Source organism: Marinilabilia salmonicolor JCM 21150, from assembly GCF_000259075.1.
Lineage (GTDB): Bacteria > Bacteroidota > Bacteroidia > Bacteroidales > Marinilabiliaceae > Marinilabilia > Marinilabilia salmonicolor.
Genome location: NZ_AJKI01000002.1, coordinates 277,255 through 297,145, shown reverse-complemented (window position 1 = coordinate 297,145; position 19,891 = coordinate 277,255). Strand labels below are relative to the sequence as shown.

15 protein-coding genes are annotated in these 19,891 nt (G+C 40.3%); 10 read left to right on the top strand and 5 right to left on the bottom strand.

Features of this window, described 5'->3' with window-relative positions:
* Window positions 1-6: 6 nt before the first annotated feature.
* The 3 genes from W7W_RS0101880 to W7W_RS0101870 are packed head-to-tail and all read right to left on the bottom strand — an operon-like array spanning window position 7 to window position 5,973.
* Window positions 7-3,414, bottom strand: a complete 3,408-nt coding sequence (locus W7W_RS0101880) for an efflux RND transporter permease subunit (protein WP_010662172.1) — start codon at window positions 3,412-3,414, stop codon at window positions 7-9.
* Between the two features lie 16 nt (window positions 3,415-3,430).
* On the bottom strand, window positions 3,431-4,567 hold the full coding sequence (locus W7W_RS0101875; RefSeq protein ID WP_010662171.1) for an efflux RND transporter periplasmic adaptor subunit: 1,137 nt from the start codon (window positions 4,565-4,567) through the stop codon (window positions 3,431-3,433).
* A 29-nt stretch (window positions 4,568-4,596) separates the two neighbouring features.
* The gene (locus W7W_RS0101870) at window positions 4,597-5,973 is read right to left on the bottom strand and encodes a TolC family protein (protein WP_010662170.1); all 1,377 of its coding nucleotides are present in this window, start codon (window positions 5,971-5,973) and stop codon (window positions 4,597-4,599) included.
* Window positions 5,974-6,516: 543 nt separating this feature from the next.
* Here W7W_RS0101870 and W7W_RS0101865 point away from each other — a divergent pair.
* From W7W_RS0101865 to W7W_RS0101825, 8 genes are all read left to right on the top strand, one after another.
* The gene (locus tag W7W_RS0101865) at window positions 6,517-7,488 is read left to right on the top strand and encodes a hypothetical protein (protein WP_010662169.1); all 972 of its coding nucleotides are present in this window, start codon (window positions 6,517-6,519) and stop codon (window positions 7,486-7,488) included.
* Between the two features lie 108 nt (window positions 7,489-7,596).
* Window positions 7,597-10,023 (top strand): efflux RND transporter permease subunit, encoded by a 2,427-nt coding sequence (locus W7W_RS0101860; RefSeq protein ID WP_010662168.1) that lies wholly within the window; start codon window positions 7,597-7,599, stop codon window positions 10,021-10,023.
* A gap of 6 nt (window positions 10,024-10,029) precedes the next feature.
* Window positions 10,030-11,001 carry a polyprenyl synthetase family protein gene (locus tag W7W_RS0101855; protein ID WP_010662167.1) on the top strand — a complete coding sequence of 324 codons (972 nt, stop codon included), beginning with the start codon at window positions 10,030-10,032 and terminating at the stop codon, window positions 10,999-11,001.
* 48 nt (window positions 11,002-11,049) lie between these two features.
* Window positions 11,050-12,567, top strand: coding sequence for a F0F1 ATP synthase subunit beta (atpD, locus tag W7W_RS0101850; protein ID WP_010662166.1), 1,518 nt, complete (start codon window positions 11,050-11,052; stop codon window positions 12,565-12,567).
* Window positions 12,567-12,842: a F0F1 ATP synthase subunit epsilon gene (locus tag W7W_RS0101845; protein ID WP_010662165.1), complete on the top strand. Its 276-nt coding sequence runs from the start codon at window positions 12,567-12,569 to the stop codon at window positions 12,840-12,842. Before atpD ends, W7W_RS0101845 begins: the two co-directional genes overlap by 1 nt.
* Before the next feature lie 461 nt (window positions 12,843-13,303).
* Window positions 13,304-13,912, top strand: a complete 609-nt coding sequence (locus tag W7W_RS0101835; protein ID WP_010662164.1) for a DUF4254 domain-containing protein — start codon at window positions 13,304-13,306, stop codon at window positions 13,910-13,912.
* Between the two features lie 3 nt (window positions 13,913-13,915).
* Window positions 13,916-14,947, top strand: coding sequence for a glycosyltransferase family 9 protein (locus W7W_RS0101830; RefSeq protein ID WP_010662163.1), 1,032 nt, complete (start codon window positions 13,916-13,918; stop codon window positions 14,945-14,947).
* 18 nt (window positions 14,948-14,965) lie between these two features.
* Window positions 14,966-16,069, top strand: a complete 1,104-nt coding sequence (locus tag W7W_RS0101825; RefSeq protein WP_010662162.1) for a glycosyltransferase — start codon at window positions 14,966-14,968, stop codon at window positions 16,067-16,069.
* Between the two features lie 14 nt (window positions 16,070-16,083).
* Here W7W_RS0101825 and W7W_RS22715 read toward each other — a convergent pair whose 3' ends face one another.
* Together W7W_RS22715 and W7W_RS0101815 are read right to left on the bottom strand one after the other, a co-directional pair.
* The gene (locus W7W_RS22715) at window positions 16,084-17,115 is read right to left on the bottom strand and encodes a glycosyltransferase family 10 domain-containing protein (protein WP_010662161.1); all 1,032 of its coding nucleotides are present in this window, start codon (window positions 17,113-17,115) and stop codon (window positions 16,084-16,086) included.
* A 41-nt stretch (window positions 17,116-17,156) separates the two neighbouring features.
* Complete coding sequence (locus W7W_RS0101815) at window positions 17,157-17,771, bottom strand: LicD family protein (RefSeq protein ID WP_010662160.1); 615 nt, start codon at window positions 17,769-17,771, stop codon at window positions 17,157-17,159.
* A gap of 338 nt (window positions 17,772-18,109) precedes the next feature.
* On the opposite strand from W7W_RS0101815, the gene W7W_RS0101810 reads away from it, so the two are divergent.
* Together W7W_RS0101810 and W7W_RS0101805 are read left to right on the top strand one after the other, a co-directional pair.
* Complete coding sequence (locus tag W7W_RS0101810) at window positions 18,110-18,793, top strand: phosphocholine cytidylyltransferase family protein (protein WP_010662159.1); 684 nt, start codon at window positions 18,110-18,112, stop codon at window positions 18,791-18,793.
* Window positions 18,794-18,804: 11 nt separating this feature from the next.
* Window positions 18,805-19,854: a CDP-glycerol--poly(glycerophosphate) glycerophosphotransferase gene (locus W7W_RS0101805; protein ID WP_010662158.1), complete on the top strand. Its 1,050-nt coding sequence runs from the start codon at window positions 18,805-18,807 to the stop codon at window positions 19,852-19,854.
* Window positions 19,855-19,891 lie beyond the last annotated feature (37 nt).

Genomic DNA, 19,891 nt, shown 5'->3' with positions numbered 1-19,891 from the left:
TAATAATTATTTTTGTACTCTGTTTCGAATCCTTATGGCCAGATTGTACATTACAGGAACCATTACCAGCGTTAGAAATGTAGCAGTGGTAAGGCCAAATATGACAGTCCAGGCCATGGGGCCCCAGAAATCTGCATTGTCTCCGCCAAAATATATGTTGGGATCCAGGTTGTTTAAAAGACCCGTAAAATCAAAGTTCATCCCGGTGGCCAGAGGCAACAGTCCCAAAACCGTTGTAATTGCCGTCAGTAAAACCGGACGTAATCTGGTTTTTCCGGCCTTTATCACAGTTCTTATTTCATCATCTCTGGACAATTTCTCTTTTTGGGAAAGGTTTAATTCCAGCTTTTTTTCCTTTCGCACTATGTCGATGTAATCGATTAACACAATTCCATTGTTCACAACAACTCCGGCAAGCGATACAATTCCGACACCTGTCATCAGGATAACAAAATCCATCTGAAAGGTTCCCAGTCCCATGAAAACACCAATGGTACTCAGAAATACGGTGGCCAGAATAATCACCGGTTTTGCTACTGAGTTAAACTGGGTAACCAGAATCATTGCAATCAGGGCAACTGCAATCAGCAAAGCCTTAAAAAGAAAGTCCGATGTTTCTTTCTGGTCTTCCTGTTCTCCGGTCATCTTCCACCTATAGCCGGCCGGTATTTCTTCATTGTTCAGAATTTTTTTGATGTCTGTATTAATCTGATTGGCATTATAACCTTCTATAACGTTGGAGGAAAGAGTTACCACCCGTGTGTTATCTTTCCTTTTGATATCTTCATAAGTTGATCCATAGGTGTAATCAGCCACAGCTGAGATCGGAATGTGATAGCTCACTCCGTCTTTTTCAATTTTTATTTTAAAGTTCATCAATGACGTCACATCATGGCGGAAGCGATCATCCAGACGTATCATAATATCGTATTCATCTTCACCATCTTTGTAGGTGTCGGCTTTAACTCCGTAAAGTGCTGTTCGCAAGGCGCCGGCAACCATTTGGGTAGAAAGGCCCATACGTCTAACTTTATCCCTGTCTATATGAATTTCCATTTGGGGTTTATTCATATTGATGTCCATTTCCAGGTTCTCAATTCCTTCTATATGACTGTTGTCAATGGTGTTTTTGATTCTGGTGGCCAGATTGACCAAAGGTTCAAAATCATTTCCTGAGATTTCTATGTTTACCGGCTTGCCAACGGGAGGGCCGTTTTCCTCTTTTTCTACAAAAAATTTGGCGCCGGTATATGTGCGAAGGGTGTCTGATAACTCTTTCATAACCTGGGAGGTGCTGATGCCATCTCTGTATTGATAATCCAGGAATGTGATGGTTGTAAGTGCTTTGTTGGGACTTCGGCTTGCCTCAAAAAAGTCCCCTTTTCCGTTGCCTACGTTCACTCCTACTGATTGAACGATATGGTTGTAGGGCTGCAGTGTTGCATCAATGATTGCTTCAGCTTCGTAAGAGATTTCGTTGCTTTTTTCAATGTCTGTTCCCAACGGTAATTCCATGGTGATGAACACGGTTTTTGGTTCATTGTCAGGAAAGAAAATGACAAAGGGATTTGTCAATCCATAAAACACAATAGAAAAGAAAAGCAACAGAATCATCCCAAAAAACAGCCATTTGGAGGTGTTGCGGCCCATTGCTTTTATGAGCGTTGCTTCATACATCTGTTCCAAACGGGGAAGTACCTTATGTTGAAACTGATAAGCTCCGGGCTTCAGAATATAAATATTAAGCAGGGATATAAGCAGTGGTAATACCATCAGGTTACCCCAAAGAATGCTTCCGGCAAAGTAGCTAATAATGCCAATGAATGCCAGACTTCCGGTAATAATAAACAGTTTTCGGTAATTTTTTTTCTCTTTTCCGGCTTTTTCGTGAATCATGAATTGCAAAGCAAAAACAGGATTTAAAACCAGTGCCACAAACAATGAAGAAGCCAAAACAATGATCAGGGTTATGGGCAGATATTTCATGAACTCCCCCATAATTCCGGGCCAGAAAAGTAACGGAAAAAATGCCGCCAGAGTTGTTGCAGTTGAACTGATGATGGGCATGGCAATTTCGCTCACTCCTTTCTGAACGGCTTTAAATCTTGGATAGCCTTCCTCAAAATGGCGGTAGGTATTTTCCACGGCAACAATGGCGTTGTCCACCAGCATTCCCAATGCCATTAGCAGGGCAAACAGAATCATGGTGTTTATGGTATATCCGGTCTCACCCAATATCAGAAAGGATATAAACATCGACATGGGGATGGCAAGTCCTGTAAAAATCGCATTTCGTAAACCCATAAACAGGTAAAGCACTACCATCACAAACAGCATCCCCATGATGATGGAGTTTTCCAAATTGCTTATCTGGTCACGGATATATACCGATTGGTCGTCGGTGATGGTAATGTTCAAATCCTGAGGCAGTGTGTTGTCGGTTTGCTTTTTGTTGATAATGGAGAAGATTTTGTCTGTGGCATCCAATAGATTTTCTCCGCCTTTTTTTACAATCGACAGCGTAACAACCGGTTGTTTGTTTAGTCTTGAAATAGAGGAGCGTTCTTCGAAACCGTCGATGATACGTGCAATATCTCTGAGATACACTACTTTTCCTGCCTCACTTTTTACGATGGTGTTGCGGATATCATCCATGTTCTTATAGTCCGCTTCTGTTCTCACCGCCCGGCGTGTACCATCAACAATGATTTCGCCTGCACCAATGGTCACATTTTCAGACATTAGCGCAAATTCAATATCGCTGAATTGAAGGTTGGTATTCTCGAGCTTACGAGGATCCACGTGAACTTTAATTTCCCGCTCATCTACACCCTTTATGTCAGCTTCACGTACTTCACGAAGTGATTCAAACTCTTCCTGAAGATCTTCGGCAAATTTTTTCAATTCATAAATGCTGTAATCTCCCGAAAGGTTGATGTTAAGGACAGGAAACTCTGAAAAATCCAGATCTTCCGTGATGGGGTCGGTCTCCAAATCATCCGGCAATTCACTTTTTGCTTTGTCAACCTGGTCCTTAGTGTCCTGAAGTGCTTTTTGAACCTCAACATCCGTTTCGAATTCCAATAGAATAAGACTCATATCCTGATAAGATGCGGAGGACATCTCTTTGACTCCGGTGAGATTTTTGAGTTCTTTTTCGATGGGCCTTGTTACAAGATTTTCAATATCCAGAGGACTGTTTCCCGGATAAGGAGTGGAGATCATAATGTAGGGAACAACGATTTCAGGAAACAGTTCCCGCTGCATACTGTTGTACGACATCAATCCGGCGATGAATAGAAAAGCCGTTAGTATGAATATGGTGTTTTTGTTTTTCAGAGCGGCAACAGTAGGAGCAAATTTTCTTTCAACCTTTTTTTCGTTGTCGTTTTCGTTGTCGGGATATTGATTCATCGGATATGTGTTTGTGTTATTTAACATTCAGGACAGAACCATCGGCAACCTGAGCAAATCCTTTGGTGATAATTTCCGTGCCTTCTTTCAGTCCTTCTGTAACCACGGTGTTATTGTTGTCTTTAATGCCTGAGATAATGTATCTTTTTCCGGCTCTTAGAATCCCGTTTTTACCTTCGGAAACAACAAATATAAACTCTCCGTTAAAATCCTTTTTAACCAGAATAGACGGTACCACCAGGGCATTCGGAATACGTGAGATTCGCATTCTCATTTCACCCATCAGGTTTGGTTGCAGACTCAGGTCATTGTTGTCCAGATTGGCCCTGATAGAAAAGGTTCTGCTGTCCGGGTCAATCACCGCCGAAGTCCTGAAAACAGTTGCCTTTTTGAGAATTCCCAGAACCGGGAAAAACACATCCACTGAGTCGCCCTGATTTATTTTGTTCAGATACTCCTCAGAAACATCAGCAGTAATATAGATATCCTCCAGGTTCACAATTCGGGCAAAGGGGATTGATGGTCCGGCCATTTCTCCCTGTTTCTGGAGTAAATTATCCACAACTCCGGGGATCGGGGCTTTTACAACTGCCATATCCATCTGAGCTTCCAGACCCTGAAGTTTTTTTTGTAGAGCCATCATATTAGATTCAGCCTGGAGTAGTTCCACTTCACTTCCAATGTTTTGCTCCCAAAGGTTTTTTCTGCGTTCAAAAAGGGTTGTGGCCAACCGCAGGTTTACCTTTATTTCTTCAATTGACTGCTGAATGGATTCGGTGTTCAGTTTAGCGAGTATCTGCCCTTTTTTGACTTCATCGCCTTCCGTAACCAGAATGGATTGAATGATGCCGGGCGTCTCCGGGCTTACAACAATATTCCGGTCTGTAGATACGATTCCTGATGCCTCAATAAATTGTTCAAAATCTATGGGCTTTAGTATTGAAGTCTCCACATTTACGGCATTTACCGGTGTATCTGTATTCAGTTCGGCTTCCAGGTCAGCAATCTTTTCCTTAAGCTCGTTTAATTCTTTTCTGTAATTTTCGAGTTGCTCCTTTTTTATTTCCTGTTGATCAGCCGGAGCATTTGCGCTACATCCTCCTGTCAGAAAAATTAAAACCGGAAGAGTTAAAAGAAGGAATAATCGTATCATGGTTCATTTTTTTTGGTTGTGTTTAAATTTTATAGTTTTCCGGTTGCTTTCAGGTAGGCATTCCTGGAGTTTAGTACCGCCAGTGCAGCCCTGACATGATTTATTTGTGCCTGGATGTATTGACCTTGTTGTTGAGTTAGTTCAAAACTGCCGGTCATGCCGTTGGAAAACCTGGTTTTTGTTTTTTCATATATATCGAGTGCGAGCATCCTGCTTTCCGAAGCAATTTCGTACTGGTCTATTGCACTGTTGTAATCGGTCAAAGCAGTTAAGCCCTGAGTTTTTATTTGCTGCATGGTTTGGGTTCTGATGTTTTTACTTTTTTTCCATGCCAGTTTTTGCTGAAGTGCCTGTGCATTTCGCATTCCTGAGGAGAAAACCGGGACTGAAACGGATAATCCTACAAACTGAGACTTGTACCATTCGTCTCCAAAGATGTTCCAATCATCTCCGTAACCTGTTTTTTGATAGGTGTAAAAGGCGTTAATCTTCGGCAAATACTGAACTCTGATATTATTGAGTTGCAGTTTTTCACTTTCTACGTTGGTTGAGGCCAACTTATAATCAATATGCTCTTCGGGTGACCATCCTGATTTTTTTACCTCGCCATTGGTAGCTTTTCGGGAAAGGGATGTAAAATCTTCGGTGAGTTTAACCGGTTGTTCTTCATCAAGTCCCATGGAAAAGCGCAATACTGCCAGGGCCACGTCTTTATTTCGTTTGATTTCTAAAATCTGTTTCTCCGATTCCCGAACCATCAGTTTAAGTTGTGATACATCCATGGATTTCCGAAAACCGTTTTCATAAAGGGCTTGGGTTTCCCTGAGCAATGTTTTGTTCACGTTCAGGTTTTCTTCAAATGCTTTCAGATTTTCATCTGCCGACAGGACAAGAAAACAGGCTTTGGCCACCGCATCACGAATTTCAATTTCTGTTTTGGCTGCCTGATGCCTGGTTAAATCCAGGAATACCTGAGTGGCCTGAAGTCCCACGAAATAGGATCCGTTAAAAATCATCTGGGATACGGAGAGTGAATAACTCCCGTCGTAAGCTGTCCCAAAGGAAACAGGTATTTTATCTCCGGCGCCAATACCCGGCGGACGCATATCTTCGGGGACAATTTCAGCCGGGAGCAAACTTACCGGGACATCAATGGAATGATTGTATTGTGCCGAGAAATCGACCTGTGGTAAGCCCGAAGCAATCGTTTCCCATATCTTTTTCTTTGCTGATGCGACATCATATTCTGAACTTATTTTCTGATATGCATGAACAGAGGCATATTCTATTGCCTGTTCTATCGTAAATGACAGGGTGTCTTCGGGTTGAGCCAAAAGGATCGTTGTTCCCCACAAAAGGCATATGGCACACAGAAGTCCTCGTAATTTCAGGTGTCCGAATTTCATTCGTTTAAAATTTTGTAATTATCTGATAAAAAACTAATTGAAAATTTAAGAACGAATGGAACCGCTTCGCTCTCGTATAATATTTTTTAAACATATTCTTTTGTGGTATTAAGCTTAAAAAATATCACGTTCGTTTCATTAGTTTAAGCTTTTATTTTTAAGGTCTAATGGAACTCGAAATCCTTTTAAATATGCACTTTTGTGACAATTTCAAGAAGTTTAAGTTCCTTGCCCGTTTCATGTGTTGTATGTTTTTTAGTGTTCTTTTTGGTTTTCACGGATTGGGCAAAATTCCCCAAAGAAAAGTTGCCCGGATTCAAAATGATTATCAAAGGTAATTATGCACTACTCTGGTAAACGCAGAAAACGAAGGAAGTCCTCTGAGTTTCCGGTGAAGACACGAAAATCATCGGTAAACGGAGGCTGTCAGTCACAAGTATGCGTCCATTCATAAAGAAGTTTTGTTAATTCATTGAATTTGGGGCACTTTAACGATTTGTTTTCCGTTTAAAGAATACTGTGAAAACTCTTTGCTGCCGGGTTATGATAAAAAAACTTCTTTTTCTCTTGTTTTTTGGACTGTTTCTGTTTGCCGGAGACAGTCAGGCACAAATATGGCCTTTCAAAAAACGCAGTCAGGCAGAGAAAGTCACTGAAGATTACCAAAAACGAAAAAGAAACGCCGGCGAGGGAAATTTTTTCAATCAACTACAAACCACTGATCCTAATCGAACCGATCTCAGAGATGATCAGATCTGGAGTGCAGGAACGGCAGCCACCTCTTATTCTAAGGCCGGAAATGTGAGTCTGGCTTCAGCTTCCCGTTACGGAATCAGCCAGGGGGTTGAGTTGCAAACATGGCTGGGCCTCGATTACTGGATTCCCAATGTTTTTGTGAAACGGGAAATTTCGAGAGGCGACCTTTGGGTTTCTTCTCTTCATGGAGCTTATTCTTCCTGGCCCGGCTTGAAACAGGTTTATGACAAAGGTGGACCTTTTCCGGCAGATTCGCTCACCGGTGTACCCTTAACCATTTCCGTCAAAAACCAATTGATGATAAGTAAGCCCTTCTACGATGTGATGGACTGTAATCCTCATCAGCCTTTTTTGGTTCTTACCGCCTTTCTTGCTCTTGATTATGGTTTTGCTTTTACCGACGAAGAGATATATATTGAGGAACGGCATCTGGTTACTCCAAGAAGCAGAGCTTATGCCGGAAAAGGACTGTACGGAACCCTTGGTTTCAGAGGAGATTGGAGAATCAATCCGGTGTTGTATGCACGAGGTGAATTAAGAGGTCTGGTGGGGAAATTCCCTTCAGGGCTGGCTGTTGAGCAACAATCTTCTGTAGAGTATTTCCCTTTCAGGAATTTGTCGCTATCCGGCGGGTATATTGTTGGTATGGGACGTTTTGGAAAAAGATTCTTTTCTTTGTGGCCATTTATCGATTTTTCCTTTTACTTTGGAAGAAAACAGGGACGGAAAAGAGGATTGTTTGAGCAAACCATGTTTTAGCAGAATGTATTAACAAAGCTTAAAGCGGCTTTTAACAAAGCAAAAATCCCTGTTTTTTCCTAAATTCGCATCATTTTTGGGTGTAAACCTCAGGTAATTTTTTGTTGTATGTGGATTCGTATTGCCAGTTTTATTCTTCGAAACCGGCTCCCTATTCTGATTGTTTTGGGCCTTATAACTGTTTTTATGGGGTTTCAGTCACGCAAGATAGAGATGTCTTATCAGTATGCCCCGTTGTTGCCGGAGGATGATCCTGTTTATGAGGAATATGAGGCGTTTGCAGAGCAGTTTGGGAATGAGGGAAACCTTATTGTACTTGGGGTTCAGGATTCTTCTTTTTTCGAGGCAGGTCATTTTCAGAATTGGCAGCAGTTGTCTCAAAATATTGAAGACATCAACGGGGTTACTTCGGTGCTTTCAGCTTCCGACTCTTACCAGTTGATTCGTGATCAGAAAAACAGGAAATTTGCTGTACAATCTGTTTTTAACGATTCCCCGGAGCAGGGAACGCTGGATTCATTAAAAAATATTTTTAACCGGTTGCCTTTTTATGAAGGGTTGCTGTATAATCCTGAAACAGATGCTTATCTGTTGGGTATTACTCTTGACAAGGAAGTACTGGAGAGTCCTGCCCGGGTTGGATTGATTGAATCCATCAAGGAGCAGGGGCGTACTTATGAGCAGGCTACCGATAACGAATTACATTATTCCGGGCTACCCTTCATCCGTGTTGAAACGGCCGAGATGATAAAGAAAGAGCTGAATATGTTCATTTGGCTGGCTCTTGGAATTACCGCAATCATTATTTTCCTGTTTTTCCGATCTTTTAAGGTTACCATTTTTTCTATGCTGGTGGTTGGTGTAGCAGTTATCTGGGCTCTTGGCTGGCAGGGAATTATGGGCTTCAAAGTCACCATTCTCACGGGGATGATTCCGCCTTTGATTATTGTGATAGGCATACCAAACTCAGTATTTCTTCTCAATAAGTTTCATCATGAGTTTAGGAATCACGGGAATAAAATAAAATCGCTGCAGCGGGTTATTCGTAAGATAGGTAACGCTACTTTTCTGACAAATCTGACTACAGCCAGTGGCTTTGCTACCTTTATATTTACAAGTAGTGATCTGCTCATTGAGTTCGGAATCATGGCCGCTATCAATATTATGATGGTTTTTGTGCTCTCCTTATTGATGATTCCGATTATCTTTAGTTTTCTGGATGATCCCAAAGAACGTCATGTTCAGCATCTTGAGCGACCATTCTTTGAAAAAATCATCAACAAGCTGGTGCATATTTCATTGAGGCATAAGAAAATTGTTTTTCTGGGAACGATCGTTCTGTTGGTATTTGGAGGGTATGGGATTTCAAATATGAAAACCACCGGGTTTATGCTCGATGACGTGCCCCATGATCACTATTTGTACAAGGATTTAAAATTCTTCGAAAAACATTTTAGCGGATTGATGCCTCTGGAGATAATGATAGACACAAAGAAGCCCAAGTCAGTTATTGCGCAGAGTACACTTCAGAAAATGGATGGGTTGCAGAAAGAATTGCAAAAATTTCCCGAGCTTTCTCAAGGGTTGTCTTTGTTGAATGTGGTTAAATTTTCCCGTCAGGCTTATTACAATGGAAATCCGGCTTATTACAGTATTCCCGGAGCCATGGACCGTAATTTTATTCTTTCTTATTTGCCACAGGGGGGCAGTACTGGAGCCGGAATTGTCCGTTCTTTTGTTGACTCAACACAGCAAAAAGCCAGAATTAGCTTTAGGATGGCAGATGTGGGAACCACCAGGATGATAGAGCTGGACAAAGAAATAAGGGCTGTTGTTGATTCTGTTTTCCCTTCTTCCGAGTATGATACATCGGTAACCGGTTCCAGCGTGGTGTTTTTTAAAGGGACCGATTATCTGATCCGAAATCTTTTCATCAGCCTTGGTCTGGCCGTTTTGTTGATTGCTACCTTTATGGCCTGGATGTTCAGATCCAAAAGAATGGTTGTGGTTTCGTTATTCCCTAACCTTGTCCCACTAATTACCACTGCTGCTTTAATGGGCTTTTTTGAAATTCCCATCAAACCTTCCACTATTCTGGTATTCAGCATTGCGTTTGGTATTTCCGTGGATGATACCATCCATTTTCTGGCCAAATACAGGCAGGAGCTGGGACAAACCAACTGGAGCATACGGGCCGCTACAGTGCTGGCTTTGAAGGAGACCGGTCGAAGTATGATTTATACTTCTATTATACTTTTCTTCGGATTTGGTATATTTACGGTGTCGGGGTTTGGAGGAACTGTTGCTTTGGGAGCATTGGTGGCGTTTACCCTTTTGGTTGCTTTGTTCTCCAATCTGATATTGCTTCCTTCATTATTACTGGGACTGGAGCGATTGATCACCAACGAATCGTTTAAGGAACCAATGTTGACCATTTACAACGAGGAAGAAGATATTGATTATGATGAACTGAAAATAGATCAGAATTCCGGCAAATCCAATATGTCAGAGGATCCGGAGCCTACTCAAAAATAGGATACTATGTCCAAAATTGAAGATTTCCGCCAGATTATTGATGATCAAATCAGGATGCTGGAACGTCCGCTCAGACCTGAGGGTCTTTACGATCCCGTTAAGTACATTCTTTCTCTGGGAGGGAAAAGATTAAGGCCTGCTTTATGCCTTACTTCTGCTGCACTTTTTGGTGACTATTCAGCAGCTGTTCTTCCGGCTATCGGGCTTGAGGTTTTTCATAATTTCACCCTTCTGCACGATGATATTATGGATCAGTCTTCGGTTCGTCGGAACCAACCGACGGTACATGAAAAATGGGATAACAATACCGCCATTCTTTCAGGAGATGTAATGCTGATTAAAGCCTATGAATTGATGGCAAAGAGTCCGGTCGGGGTGCTTCCGCAGGTACTTGAGGTGTTTAACAAAACAGCAACGGAAGTGTGTGAAGGGCAGCAATTCGATATGGATTTTGAAAAAACTACCGACGTTACAGAAGACGGATACCTGGATATGATTCGTTTGAAAACGGCCGTGCTTATTGGTGCCAGCCTGAAAATCGGGGGGATTCTGGGAGGAGGAAGCTTGCGCGATTGCAGCCTGCTCTACAAATTCGGACAGGATATCGGCATGGCTTTTCAACTTCAGGACGACTGGCTGGATGTATATGGAGACCAGGAGGCCTTCGGGAAAAGAATTGGAAATGATATTCTTACCAACAAAAAAACTTTTCTTCTGATTACCGCTCTGAACCGTTTAGAAAATGAATCAAAAAAGGAACTTTTGGATTGGTTGGAACGTAAGGAGTATTTAGCGGAAGATAAAATTGCCGCTGTGACTCATCTTTTTGATGAAGCCGGAGTTTCTGAATTAACCCGAAAAAAACGTGATGATTTCTTCTCCAGGGCTATTGAAAACCTTGAAAAAATGGGAGGAAATAAGGATATTAAAAACGAACTTCAGACTTTTGCTCATGATTTGATGGCCAGAGCACGCTAATATCTCCGTTTTTTTGATTAAATTCGGTTGAAAATAAATGTGTTTACCATGTCGCATATCAAAGGTAAAATAGCACAGGTTATCGGACCTGTGGTGGATGTGAATTTTGAACAACAAACAGAGCATCTTCCAAAAATTAACGAAGCACTTGAAATTGAACGAGACAAGGGTGATGTGTTGATTCTTGAATGCCAACAGCACATCGGAGAACATGCGGTGCGATGTATTGCAATGGATTCAACTGATGGACTGAAGCGTGGAATGGATGTGATATCCAGAGGAGAGGCTATCTCTATGCCTTCCGGGGACAATGTGAAAGGTCGCCTGATGAATGTGGTTGGAAACGCCATTGATGGGCTACCCGATATAAAAACTGCCGACAGGAGTCCGATTCACAAGCCGGCGCCCGACTACGATACACTTTCTACCGAAACAGAAATTCTTTTTACGGGAATCAAAGTAATTGACCTGATTGAACCTTATGCCAAAGGAGGTAAAATTGGCCTTTTTGGTGGTGCCGGTGTGGGAAAAACTGTTTTGATACAGGAACTTATTAATAATATTGCCAAAGGTTACAGTGGCTACTCCGTTTTTGGTGGTGTTGGTGAACGTACCCGTGAGGGAAACGACCTGCTTCGGGAAATGGTGGAAGCGGGCATTGTGGATTATGGTGAGGAATTTAAAAAGAGTCTGCAGAAAGGCGATTGGGACATCGAAAAGGTGGACCAGGAAGCGCTAAAAAATTCGCAGGTTTCTATGGTTTTCGGACAAATGAATGAACCGCCCGGAGCGAGAGCCCGGGTTGCTTTGTCTGCACTCACTGTGGCAGAAACCTTCAGAGACCGTGGAAGCAATGATGGGGGTGGAAGTGATGTATTGCTTTTTATCGATAATATTTTCAGATTTACCCAGGCGGGGTCAGAGGTGTCAGCTCTTTTGGGACGAATGCCCTCAGCAGTGGGCTATCAGCCTACCCTTTCTTCCGAGATGGGCGCCCTTCAGGAACGGATTACCTCTACCAATACCGGTTCAATTACGTCTGTTCAGGCTGTTTATGTACCTGCAGACGACCTAACCGACCCGGCTCCTGCAACGACTTTTACGCATCTGGATGCAACCACTGTATTGAGTCGTAAAATTGCCGAGTTGGGAATCTATCCTGCTGTGGATCCGCTCGATTCCACCTCCCGAATCTTATCTCCTGAAATTGTTGGTGAAAAGCATTATCAAACAGCCCAGAAGGTTAAGGAAATCCTTCAACGATATAAAGAGCTACAGGACATTATTGCTATTTTGGGGATGGAAGAGCTTTCGGAGGAGGACAAACTGGTAGTGGCAAGGGCACGTAGAGTGCAGAGATTCCTGTCGCAGCCGTTCCATGTTGCGGAGCAATTTACCGGGATCAAAGGACAGCTGGTCTCTATCGAAGATACCATCAAAGGTTTTAATATGATTTTGGACGGAGAAACCGATAAGTATCCCGAAGCTGCATTTAATTTGGTGGGAACCATTGAGCAAGCCATCGAAAAAGGGGAAAAACTGCTTAAGGAAGCTAAACAGAAGTGATGGAAGATCTTTATCTGGAGATAATTACGCCTGAGAAAATTCTTTACGACGGACACGTAGGAATGGTTGAAGTTCCCGGAGCCGCAGGACGTTTTGTGCTGTTGCGCGATCATGCTCCCATAATCTCCACTCTGATTCGGGGGACTGTCCGGGTCATCGGAAAAGACGGATATGACCATTCCTTTAAATGCAAACAAGGGGTGGTGGAATGTCATGACAATCATACCATTGTTCTTATGGATGAGATCCCTGATGAGAATAAGGCTGATCTTTAACTAAACTTTGTTTTTGGTTTCCGACCAAATAGTTTTTTTACATATAAAATCACTGGTGTCCGGTTAAATATTTTAGATTGCTTCACTACGTTCGTAATGACAGGCACTTAGGGAGATTTGGCCGATAACCAACCCCATCCTCCCTAAATTAATCCAGTAAAAACAAGTCATTGCGGGGAAACCGGAGCAATCTAAACAGGTAAAACCATATTTCTCCGGACAATAGTGATATAAAATCCCCAACAGTATAATTTTTATGTCCCTCCCTGGGAGGGACAAAGGGAGGCCATTTTCCTTCTTAGGAGGGACATGGGAGGCCTTTTTTATATTTTCATGACTGATTTCCTGTTTTTTGTCGGTGGTTTCCCTATTTTTGTCAAATATTATTCAGAAAGTATTAACGGAAAGTATTTTCCTGAGCTTGTTGTTCCGGGGAAATGGTTTTCAAAAACGAAGCAAAGATGACTTTTAGCGAAACCTGTAACAAGATTTTTATTCAGACCACAGAGCACTATCACAAGTTTGACAATGTGGATGCTACCCCTGAAAATCCTTATGAAGAGGGAACTATTGAGGATTTGCTTTTTAGAAAGAACTGGATTGATGCTGTTCAGTGGCACCTGGAAGATATTATTCGGGATCCGGAAATTCAACCCGATGAAGCCCTGAAAATTAAGCGTCGCATCGATAGTTCTAATCAGGACAGAACTGATTTGGTTGAGTCTATCGATGATTTCTTCATGGAGAAATATAAAGATGTAAAGATTGCATCTGATGCAACGATCAATACAGAAAGTCCTGCCTGGGCCATCGATCGTCTATCTATCCTTGCACTCAAGATTTATCATATGGAGCAGGAAGTTAAGCGTACCGATGCTTCTGCTGAACATCTGGAAAAGTGTAATCTGAAGCTTTCTGTATTGCTTCAGCAGCGCGAAGACCTGAGTACCGCAATCGATCAATTGATTGCCGATATAGAAGCAGGGAATAAGTACATGAAAACCTATAAACAAATGAAGATGTACAACGATCCTGCATTGAATCCCATTTTGTATAAAAACAAGAAATAGGTTTTGAAAAAAAGAATTCTTGTTTTTCGGTTCAGCGCACTGGGCGATGTAGCTATGACCGTCCCTGTTTTGTGGTCATTTCTGGACAAATACCCCGACCATGAGATTTGGTTTGTGTCAAGACCTTTTGCAAAAGATTTGGTAGCGCCGTTGCCCCGCGTTCACTTTTTTCCTGTTGATTTAAAGCAGAACCATAAAGGTTTGCCAGGACTTTATGGTCTGTTCAGGGAGTTAAAAAAGATGGGCCCCTGGGAAGCAGTGGTTGATTTGCATAGCGTATTGCGCACACATGTGCTGACATCTTTGTTTGCAATCACAGGAACGAAAGTTGCCAAAATCGATAAAGGTCGTTCAGAAAAAAAGAAGCTGACTCGTAAAGACAACAAGGTTTTTAAGGCTCTGCCGACAACCGCCGACCGTTACAGACAAACCTTTGGCAAAGCAGGATTACCGTTTGAATTGCAAAACTTTCCCGGAAAAACATTATACGGAAAAGACTCGCTTGATTCAAAATGTCCCCCTTGGGGGAATTTAGGGGGCTCCCCTCTTCTTGTCGGAATCGCTCCTTTTGCCAAACATCAATGGAAGATGTGGCCCGAAGAGAAGATGCTGGAACTACTGAAGCTTCTTGACGAGAGAGGAGTTTCCGTCATTCTTTTTGGCGGTCCCGGGGAGGAACAGAAAAAACTGGAAGGATGGGTCGCTAACCTGGGAATGGCTCAAACCTTTGCAGGTAAGTTAACAATGTCAGAAGAGCTGGAGTTGATGTCTCAACTTAACATTATGGTATCTATGGATTCCGCCAATATGCATTTGGCAAGCCTGTCAGGAATCAGGGTGGTAAGCATCTGGGGGGCAACACACCCCTATGCCGGATTTATGGGATACGGGCAGTCACAGGCGGATGCAGTACAAGTAAATTTGGATTGTCGTCCTTGTTCCGTTTTTGGTAACATACCCTGTCACAGAGGCGATTTCGCCTGCATGGAACGCATTACAGCTGATATGGTTTTGGAACGAATTTTAGAAATATAAACGACTGTTGGCCGGGAAATGAAGATTGTATTAATAAACTCAATAGGAAAAAATAAGTGGGGCGGCGGAGAAAAATGGATGGTTATGGCTGCTACCGGACTTATGTCAATGGGGCATAATGTTGTGGTAGTTTGTCGAAAAAATTCTGTTCTTAGCAAAAGAGCAAATGCAGAAAATCTTACTGTTGAGGAAATTGCCGCCAATTCCGACTTTGATTTGATTGCCTGTTGGCAATTTTGCAGGTTTTTCAAGGAATTTCAACCTGAAGCAGTTATAGGTTGCCAAAACAAAGACTGGCGGGTAGCCTCTGTTGCGTTGAAAACGATTGGTTCCGCTGCAAAGGTTTATAGTCGGCAGGGCTTACAGTTACTTAAAAATCACTGGTGGTACAAGTGGACGGTAAGACTTTTTTGCGATGGTATCATCACCAATACGCATACCATTAAAAAAGAATATGAATCTTTTCTGCCCGTCGAAAAAGATTTTATTAAAGTGGTTTTTAATGGTGTGGAGAAGGTTCCGCAAAATGTTTCAACCTTCGATTATCGGGAATATATCCCTTCTGAAGAAAATGATCCTATAATTGTCTTGTCAACAGGTCGTTTGGCAAAACAAAAAGGATTTAAGTATCTTATTTCCGTAGCGGCTGATATTATTCAACAGCATCCTAATGTTTATTTCTTTTTGGCGGGTCGTGGAAAACTTGAAGATAAGCTAAAAACCCAGGTTGAAAAACTTGGGATAGAGAAAAATTTTATCTTTTTAGGTTTTGTAGAAGATATTCACCCATTACTAAAGGCTGCTGATGTTTTTGTATTTCCATCTCTCTATGAGGGTATGCCTAATTCATTATTGGAAGCCATGGCACATGGGTTATTGGTGATATCCAGCAATGTAAATGGAGTGCAGGAACTTATAGAGGATGGTGTAAACGGATATACGGTAGAACCTGGGAATGTTGATTCTTTGTATAATGTGTTGAATCATGTTGTCTCTAATCGAAGTGATATAAGTATTCTTGGAGAGAAAGCCCGGCATTTTATTTTTGATAATTTTGCTGTAGAGAAGATGGTTAAAAATTTAAATGGTGTTTTATGTGTAAATAAAACAGTTGACAGCTAATTTCGGAATGAGCTTTATTTCTGAGATTTAATAATCGTAAGTTTGTTGAAAAAAGATTTTAGCTTGTAATAATTTCGTTCAAAAAAATACAAATAAAAATTGTGCCAGTCTAATACTGTAAGAGCTGGTTTTAATGTAAAATTCGTTTTGGTTTTACTTGAGTCCATCTTGTCGCAGAGCCCCGCGATAATATTGAAAATATTGTAATCTTCGAGCACAAGATCTTTGCTTGTTTTTAATGCATCAATGTTTTTTTCATAGATGTCATTTTCTATAATTTCATCAATAGTCTTTATTGCTTCATCCCAGTTGTGGATATCAATTGCCCTGTGGGATCCCTCTGGAAAATAATCTGAAATATTTGGACATCCGTAATATATTGGAAAGGTACCGGAAAGAAAGCAGTCTGAAATTTTTTCTGTCCAATATAGTCTGGTAGATGAATTTTCAATAGCGATGTGATACTTATATGGAGCTAAAACGTCCCATTTGTCTTTAAAATCATTAATACCTCTTCCAAAAACATCTATTTTATCCCCATAATGTTCTTTCAGTTTTTTAACAAACTTTATTCTATCCTGGTGCCCTTTGGTAAATGCTTTATTGCTGGTAATTACTGAAATCAATTTTTTCTTTTCCGGGAAGTCAGAATTCTTGAGGTCATCATATGTTTTAGTAACATTGACGACGTCTCTTTCTTTTTTATACCCGACATACCATGGCAGAACCGGTTGGATATAGTGCGCATTTTTGTCTTTTATGTTTTGTTGACAAGTAGCATGTACTCCAAACTGATTTCTGTATTTTCTCGGAAAATTAACAATTGATCGTGGTTCCGAGGTTAATAGGATTGTATTCTCTGGAGATACAAAATAAGTTTTCTTAGTTTTTAGATGTTTATTACGAACGACCCAGAAATCAGGGTCTTCAATTTCCTGATCTATAAAAAAAATATATTTTCCGCATTTTGATACTCCAGCACTTTGGGGAGTTTGTCTTAATTGATAATTGTTATTTTTGAAGGTTGTTATTTTAACTTTATACATAAAGCTATGTTATTAATCCAATATTGCTGGAGTTGTTAAACTTACTCTATAATAGTTTTTTCGTTAACCCCACAATCCCACTCCTTGACCGGGACGCTCCAGTCACCGTATTTTTCAGTTAAATAGTCCTTGTAATGGGCAGGAACCCTTAAATCGCGTCCTAAGAACTTAATTTTGTCATAGGTCTCATAGTATTTAGCATCAACCTTCATAACCCTGTCCTTTGCCTGCCAATAATAAAAATCACCATCAGTCTTTTTTATGAAGAGATCACAAACCAAGATTTCACTATTAATAAAGGGACTGAATTCCTTAAAAAGAAATTTAAAGAGCGGTTTTATTTTGATTAAAAATATATCTCCTTTTTTAAATGGGCCAACATCCTTTTTGCTTTTTCGGACAGAAAATTTATATCCTCTTCGTAAAAAATACCAACGAAGATTCAAAATCTTTTGCAAGTCTGAAGGGTTAATGGAAAAATCGATGTCATGATCCCATGGCAATAGGTTTTGATCTCTTACAATTCCCAGTAGCGTTCCTCCTTCAAGAAAATAATTGATATTAAAATGTTCAAAAGTATCAATCATCTTCAAAAAAGACAGAAAAGCATATCGGTGGGTCTGTTTGTTTTCAAAATCAAGTGCATTTCTTCCCATAAAGCATTTTTCAAAAAATTTGTGCAAAGGTATATTAATTGTCTGTTCATCAACAGATATTTATCATTATTTTGTATGTTTGCAATTGGAGTTATGATGTTTACTGAATAATTACCTTTGAAGTTTTGTTTCGGTTGAAATTTTTGGGAATAATAATATGAATGAATAGCTTCGCAAATCCTTATCTTAGCCTCAATAACATTATATTCTTAATTCTTGTTTCTTTTTTAGCCTAAAGCAAATATTTTTAATAAGTGGAAATTTTTTGGCAAAGCTTCCGTTTAAATGAATTGATTTTCAAGATATAAGGAATTTAAAAACACAGTAACTAACAACGCATGAAAGTCGTAATTTTAGCAGCAGGAATTGGTTCCAGGTTAGGAAATCCTTTGCCTAAGCCCTTAACAACGTTAAAAAACGGGAAATCAATAATGCAATTGCAAACGGAAAATATTTCTTCTTATTTTGATGCAAAAGATATTTTGACTGTTGTTGGGTTTAAAAAAGAGGTTGTCATGGAAGCATTTCCATCTTCATTATATGTATATAACCCTCAATATGATCAGACAAATACATCTAAAAGTTTACTTCGTGCACTCAAAAAAGCTGAAAATGAGGCTGTTTTGTGGATGAACGGTGATGTTGTTTTTGAAGGGAGATTGTTTGAAGTTATAATGCCGTATATAAAAAGCGATGACTCTTTTATTTGCGTAAACAATGAAGAGTGTGGAGAAGAAGAAGTTAAATACAAAACAGATGGTAAAGGTTCTGTAACTGAACTATCTAAAAAAGTTAAAGATGCTGAAGGAGAGGCAGTTGGTATTAATTTCATTTCCTCAGCAGATATTCAGGCATTTATCAAACGCCTAGAAGAAGTGGATGACAATGACTACTTTGAAGCAGGAATAGAGCTCATGATAAAAAAGGATGGCGTAAAGATATTGCCTATTGATATATCGGCATATAATTGTATGGAAGTGGATTTTCAAGAAGACCTCGACAACGCCAATAAAATGCTTTAAAATTCTGCTTGATGAAGGTTGTATTATTTTGTTATCATCCTTATGCTTTTGGGATTCTTATGCCCCTGAATGATGCTCTTGTTGAGCAACAGCACTCAATAGTATGGTATGTAAGAGAGGTAATTGCTGAACATTTTAAACTGAAGGATGAAGTTGAATGGACATCTTCCATTGCAGAGATAAACAGGTTTTCACCTGATGTTATTTATGTGCCCGGGAATGAGGTCCCCCATTACCTTCGCGGGGTAAAGGTTCAAATTTTTCATGGATTAGCCGGAGAAAAAAAGGGTCATTTTAGAATTCGTGATTACTTCGATCTCTATCTTACTCAAGGACCATATTTTACAAGACGTTTTAAAGAACTTGCCCTAAAACACGGAGATTTTGATGTGGAAGAAACCGGGTGGTGCAAACTCGACTCCCTTTTCAATAAGAAAGATGTTTATACCGACTATAAAGAAAATTTAATTAAAACATACGAGGTTAAGAATATATTGCTCTATGCACCAACTTTCTCACCATCTCTAACGTCTGTTCCATCCCTGTTAAAACAATGGGAAAAATTTCTTGATAAAAATACAAACTGCCTCCTCTTTATTAAATTCCATGACTTGATGGATCCACGTTGGAAGCAGAAATATAAAAGTGTGTTGGAACCATATCCAAATGTTGTATTTGTTGATGAACCTGATATCATCAAATACCTGGTTGTTTCTGACCTTATGATTAGTGATACATCCTCTGTTGTGTATGAATTTTTGCTTCTTAATAAACCGGTTATTACCTTTAAGTCAACATCCGAAAATATTTGCTGGGATAATTTTGAAGAAACTGAAAAACTTTCAGAAAAAATTACAGAATCATTAACAGAAGACCCTTTTGGTAGCCAAAGAAAAAGAGTTATTGAAGAATATCATCCATATAATGATGGAAAATCTTCTTTTAGAATGATTGATGCTGTGAAAACATACATTAGCATGAACGGAGTCCCTGAAAGGAGAAAGCTAAACCTATACAGACGATTTAAAATACGAAAGCTCTTTGGCCCTAAGCCTGAATAATCTGGGGTGGTTCATTATTCCTGTTGATATATGTAAC